We start from the raw sequence: 6,008 nt of genomic DNA on the forward strand, positions 1-6,008 counted from the left end.
TTCCTCAGCGTTATAACAAGTAAGGTTAAATGCCAATGCCAATTTTTGGCATTGGCATTTAACCCGACATGATATTAGACCGAGCAGGATTGATAGAGCGTCGCTAAGGCTTCCTGAACCCTAGGTGGAACAGCGGTGAATTGCAGAGTAATGGTACTCTGGTCGGGATTTACACCGGCAACTTTGGCGTAAATATCATCCTGGGCAACAGATTCAGAGCCCATGAAAAGATTTAGCTTAAGATTGGCAAATTCAGAGAGGTGCTGAAGGGCTGTGGGAGCGATCGCCACCTCCGCCCCCTTAGGAGACAGACGCATCAACTTTCCCTGGAAGACTTCTCCGCCCATAGCTTTTCCATCCAATACGATGAAATGTAGGGGCAGTGCCTCTGTTAGCGCAACGAAAACTTCCTCCATTCTGGGCAAGTACAAATTGTGGAACCCAGCAACGCCGTACACTTCATAGAGAGTGACAGAGCCCTTCACACCCTTCATCTGTACCTGACGTTGGTTACCAATGCGGACACTGGAGCCTGCCGCTCGCAAGGTTTGTTCCGAAATTAAGATCTGGCCGCCGCAGGTAAATGACTCGATCCGGTAGGTCAGATTCACCTGATTGCCGACAATGCCATACTTCGTGCGCTTTTCGGAGCCAATATTGCCAACCACCACATCCCCAGTATTGATGCCGATGCCCATTTCCAAAGGCGGCATCCCCAGAATACGCATGTGTTCATTGACGGCTCCCATTGCTAACTGCATGGAAACAGCACAGACTACCGCTCGTAAGGCATCATCCTGGCGTGGTGTGGGTGCCCCAAATAACACCAGAATGCCATCACCCATGAATTCATCGATGGTGCCCTGGTATTTGTTGATGACATCCGCCATGTATTCCAGATAGAGATTGAGGACATTGATCACTTCCTCGGGCGGCAAACGTTCAGACAGAGCCGTGAAGCCCCGGAGATCAGAGGTGAGGATGGTAATGTTGCGGCGATCGCCCCCCAGCTTCAATGCCTCCGGGCTCTCCAGCAACTTCACCACCACTTCGTCGCTAAGATAGCGCCCAAATACTTGCCGGATCAGTTGGTTGCGTTTCGCTAAATCTGTATTGGCCTGAGCCAGATCCGCTGTCCGTTCACGCACCCGACCTTCCAATTCCCGTGCGGTCTCCCGCAGTTTGCCAATCACCAACGTCAAGCCCGATAGCCCCAGCACCGAGATCCCGCCCAGCATCAGGGACGTTTCCCGCAGGTCGTGCTTCACCTTGGTTACGAGGCTATTCAAAGGCTGGCTGATTTCCCAGACACCTGCCACGTCACCTACTTGCCAATCGGTTTTGGGACTGTCTAAGTGGGTGTTGTGGCAGGTGACACAACTGGGTTTCATAATACTGGGCTCGGCATAGCGCAGGAAAGTACCACCATTGTGCTGCTCAAACCGTACATAAGTTTCTTTAGAATGCTGGCGCAAATAGGCGAGCGCTTCGTGCTCAAAGGCATCCTTCGCACCCCCAGTTTTTTTCCGCCACGGGAACGGATAGTCGCTGAAAAACCGCACAGATAAATCGTGGTTTTCGTCGCTAACCTGTTGCCCCAGCTCAATTGCAAAGGTTGAGGGTAAGGGAATCCCACCCTTTTTGTTGAGGTAAGCGTGGGTGACAGAAATCCCATTCACGACTTTGGCGCGATCGGCCGCCGATTCGCTGTAGAGATCGATAGCTTGGTTAAAAGTTTGAATGTAAAGTTTAGCGTTTATAACCGCTTGGGATTCAATCAGATTGGAAGATAGGCGTGACATATTGGAGAGAGCAATTCCCGCTCCAATACAAAACAGTAGCATCAGCACCAAGACAATGCGCTTGAGCAGCCAGCGTAACAAGGTGTTCCACAATCCTGGGAGTCTTTCAAGCATGACAAGCCCTTCTATTACGGATGGTTTCGTGTATGCTGATGACGTTGCAGTAGGCCATGACAACTTTCGACATTCAGGCGATAGAACCGAGATTTTTAAGATGACCCTACATCGTTCAGTGCCTTAGAGAAAAGTGTACGCCTGTATCTTTTCACTCCTAAATTCCGAAAGGATTTGATACTTAAACATCTTTAATGCCATTTGAAAAAAATTCTAAAAATCTCTAGTTTTCTTCAGGTTAAACTTGCCGTTTTGCGTCGCTCTTGTCCATGGATGATGTAGAACAGATTCTTACCTTTACTGATACATTGGTGGCCGCCAAGACAGGGTTACACCTGAGCGATCTCCAGCGGGCCATGCTACGCGAGTCCTGGTCCTGGCAGCGGTTGAGTTATGACCAGATTGCGGACTCTTACGGCTATTCATCGACCTACTTAAAACACGATGTGGGGCCAAAGCTGTGGAAGTTGCTATCGGAAGTACTGGGAGAAAAGGTTACAAAAACAAGCTTTCGAGCGGCGATCGAACGTCGGTTTTTAGCGACATCGGCTTCTCCTCCGATCATTCCACCCCTTGCGGCCACTTCAGCATCCGCTCAGGCGATCGCTACCGTCGCTGATGTAGAAACCCTGACATCACCTCCATTGCTACATCGGCAGGATTGGGGAGATGCCGTTGAGGTCATCCATTTCTATGGGCGGGAGCGTGAGATCGCACAGTTACAATCCTGGATTGTGGAGGAACGAAACCGGGTTGTTGCCGTGCTGGGGATGGGGGGCATGGGTAAAACGACCCTCTCGATCCGACTGGTAGAACAGCTTCAGGAGCAGTTTGAATGGGTGGTCTGGCGATCGCTCCACAATGCCCCTCCGCTGGAGGATTGGTTGGCTGACGTGCTGCATGTGCTCTCAAATGGACAAGAGCGCCATGACCAACCCTTAGAACAGCGCATGAGCAAGCTGCTGAGTTATTTGCGATCGCACCGCTGCCTGCTGGTTCTCGACAATGTGGAAAGTATTTTGCAGGGCAGTGCCCGGTCTCCCCAGGGCTCAGGGGGGTATCGAGACGGGTATGGCAACTATGGAACCTTATTTTTGCAGATGGGCAAGACTCGCCATCAAAGCAGCCTACTGCTGACGAGCCGGGAGAAACCGCCCGAAGTGTCGCTCATGGAAGGGGAAATGCCGGTGCGATCGCTCTCCTTAGGTGGCTTAGATCCGACCGGAGCCCGCAACCTGTTGCAACTCAAAGGGACTTTACAAGGGGCTGATGCAGATTGGGACGAGCTCATTCAGCGCTATTCTGGCAATCCCCTGGCTTTAAAGTTGATCCCCAGCACAATCCAGACGTTATTTGATGGCAATATTCACGATTTTCTGCAAGAACAAGCATTAGTATTTGGCAACCTGCGAACTTTATTAGATCAGCAGTACGAACGGCTATCCATTCTCGATAGAACAGTGTTGTATTGGTTGGCCATTTATCGGGAGTCTGCAACATTTAGCGAGTTACGAGCAGATATTTTTCCACCCGTTCCACCGCAGCAGTTGATTGATGCACTGGAATCATTGGAGCAGCGATCGCTCATTCAAAAACAAGCCAATCTCTTCTCGCTACAGCCGATTGTCATGGAGTACATGAGCGATCGCCTGGTCATGCAAATATGCCACGAAATTCAGGATGGCCTACAGATTGCAGACGGGCAAGGATATTGCTTAATCAAGCATCACTCCTTACTCAAAACGCAATCCAAAGATGATCTACTGAATACACAAATACGGCTTATTCTGGCACCCATTATCCATCGTCTCACCTTGGAATTAGGCGTCACCTCATTAAGCGATCGCCTGTTACAACTCTTGACTCAGTTGCGTGGTAAACCTGCGTTAAATGTCGGGTATGCCGGAGGTAATGTATTGAATCTACTCTGTCAACTGCAACCTATTTTAAGAGATTACGACTTATCTCAATTGGTGCTTTGGCAGGCGGATCTTCAACAGGTTCAATTACATCGCGTTAACGTCTCGGGTTCTGACTTATCCCATTCTCTCTTTGCGGAAACTCAGGGTATTGTTTTTTGCACCGCGTTCAGTCCAGATGGTCGGTTATTGGCAACGGGAGATGCAGAAGGGGGATTGCGGCTCTGGCAGGGTGCAGAAGGCAGTTTGCTATTCGGGCTAACGGGGCATCAGGGTTGGGTGTGGGCGATCGCCTTCAACGCTGATGGCAGTTTGCTCGCCAGTTGCAGCAGTGACAAAACCATTCGCATCTGGGATACGAACACGGGGCAGTGTTTACAAACACTCACCGGGCATCGCAGCAGTATTTGGGCGATCGCTTTCGACCCCATCACCCATCGTTTAGCCAGTGGTGGTGACGAATCCACCGTGTTCCTCTGGGATTTAGACCGTGGAACCTGTGTAGAACAGTGGGCAGGCCATGAGCAGCGCATTTTAAGTGTTGCTTTTTCGGCCGATGGTCAACGGTTGGTCAGTGGTAGTGGTGATGGTGCGATTCGGGTTTGGGATGCAACGACTGGGGTAGTGCAGTGGTGTGGTGTAGAACATGGCGATCGTGTCTGGTCCACCACCTTCAGCCCCGATGGTCAGTGGATAGCCAGTGCCAGCGCTGATCGCACCCTCAAACTTTGGGATGCCCACACGGGAACCTGTCTGAAGACGATGGAAGGGCATAGCGATCGCGTTCGTTCCGTCCTGTTTACCCCGGATGGCCAACGCTTGATCAGTGGCAGCGACGATCACACTATCAAACTGTGGGAAACCGCGAGTGGACAATGTGTGCAGACCCTCTGGCGACACACTAGCACCGTTTTCTCCCTCACCTGTCATCCCCAACAGTCCATTCTGGTCAGCGGTAGCGCCGATCAAACGGTTCGGGTTTGGGATTTGCGTAACGGCCAGTGTCTACGGACCTGGAAGGGCTATACCAACTCCATTTTTTCCGTCGCTTTCCATCCCCAGGGGCATCTGCTCGCCTCTGGTAGCACCGATCAGACCATTCGCCTCTGGGCAATGAAAGAAGGAACCTGCCAGAGATTACTTCAGGGACATCGCGGTTGGGTCACATCCGTTGCCTTCCATCCCCAGGGGCATCTGTTGGCCAGCAGTAGCGCTGATGCGACGGTGCGGCTGTGGTCTACCAAAACAGGAGATTGTCTGAAGGTTTTGGAGGGGCACACAAACTGGACGCAATCTGTCAGCTTCAGCCCCGATGGGAAATGGTTAGCCAGTGCTGGGGATGATTGCAACCTTCGCATCTGGTCAGTGGAAACGGGGCGCTGTGCGGCATTTCTGGAAGGACATCAGGGATGGATTTGGGCGATCGCCTTTAGCCCCAATGGTCAATTGCTAGCCAGCAGTAGCGAGGACCAAACCATCCGGTTGTGGTCAGTGGAGCGCCGAGAACCAATTCATACCTTACAGGGCCATGAAGGACGAGTGCAGGGTCTTGCCTTCAGCCCGGATGGGCAACGTCTCGCCACCAGTAGTGGGGATACCACCGTACGGCTCTGGGATGTCGCGACCGGCGAATGCTTGCAAATTTTCAAGGGTCATGAAAATAACGTCTGGTCTGTGGCCTTCAGCCCGGATGGAGCACTTCTGGCAAGTCGTAGCCTGGATCAGACAGTGCGCTTATGGGATCTAGCCACAGGAGAATGCCGTCGAGTATTGTCTGTGCCATCCCAGTCAGTACGCTCGGCGATCGCCTTCCACCCCGAAGTAGAAAACGGAATCACCTCTTCCCACGCCATCCTGGCAACAGGCAGCCACAACGGAACCATTCAACTTTGGGATACAGAAACGGGGGAATGTCTCAAACTCTTTCGCCCAACCCGCCCCTATGAAGGCATGAATATTGCTGGCGTCACGGGGATTACTGCTGCGCAAAAAGCAGTCCTGCTGGCACTGGGTGCCACGGAAGAAGATACTTGATTTGGCAATACTCTCAGTTCTGTTGATGGCGGTGGTTAGAACATCTCATCTAGCAAAATTGAGGCACCTTATGCCTCAATAACCAGCAATTCTCATTTTGAAATCAGGCCCGAGAACCGCGCGCCTTTGGCGCGCGGTT

The 6,008-nt window shown here is 51.8% G+C and carries 2 protein-coding genes; one reads left to right on the forward strand and one right to left on the reverse strand.

Annotated elements, in window-relative coordinates; all coding sequences use genetic code 11:
* Positions 1 to 74 precede the first annotated feature (74 nt).
* Entirely contained in the window at positions 75 to 1,916 is a 1,842-nt protein-coding gene (locus NDI52_RS15755) for an adenylate/guanylate cyclase domain-containing protein (protein WP_190772909.1), read from the reverse strand.
* A gap of 269 nt (positions 1,917 to 2,185) precedes the next feature.
* Here NDI52_RS15755 and NDI52_RS15760 point away from each other — a divergent pair, with 269 nt between their 5' ends.
* Positions 2,186 to 5,869: an NB-ARC domain-containing protein gene (locus tag NDI52_RS15760; protein WP_190772910.1), complete on the forward strand. Its 3,684-nt coding sequence runs from the start codon at positions 2,186 to 2,188 to the stop codon at positions 5,867 to 5,869.
* The last annotated feature ends 139 nt before the right edge of the window (positions 5,870 to 6,008 follow it).

The organism is Leptolyngbya sp. PL-A3, assembly GCF_039962325.1.
Taxonomy (GTDB): Bacteria; Cyanobacteriota; Cyanobacteriia; order Elainellales; family Elainellaceae; genus Vacuolonema.

Excerpts from the sequence above, each read along its gene's own strand:
- NDI52_RS15755 (WP_190772909.1), bottom strand. The coding sequence starts at position 1,916 with ATGCTTGAAAGACTCCCAGGATTGTGGAACACCTTGTTACGCTGGCTG.
- NDI52_RS15760 (WP_190772910.1), top strand. The coding sequence starts at position 2,186 with ATGGATGATGTAGAACAGATTCTTACCTTTACTGATACATTGGTGGCC.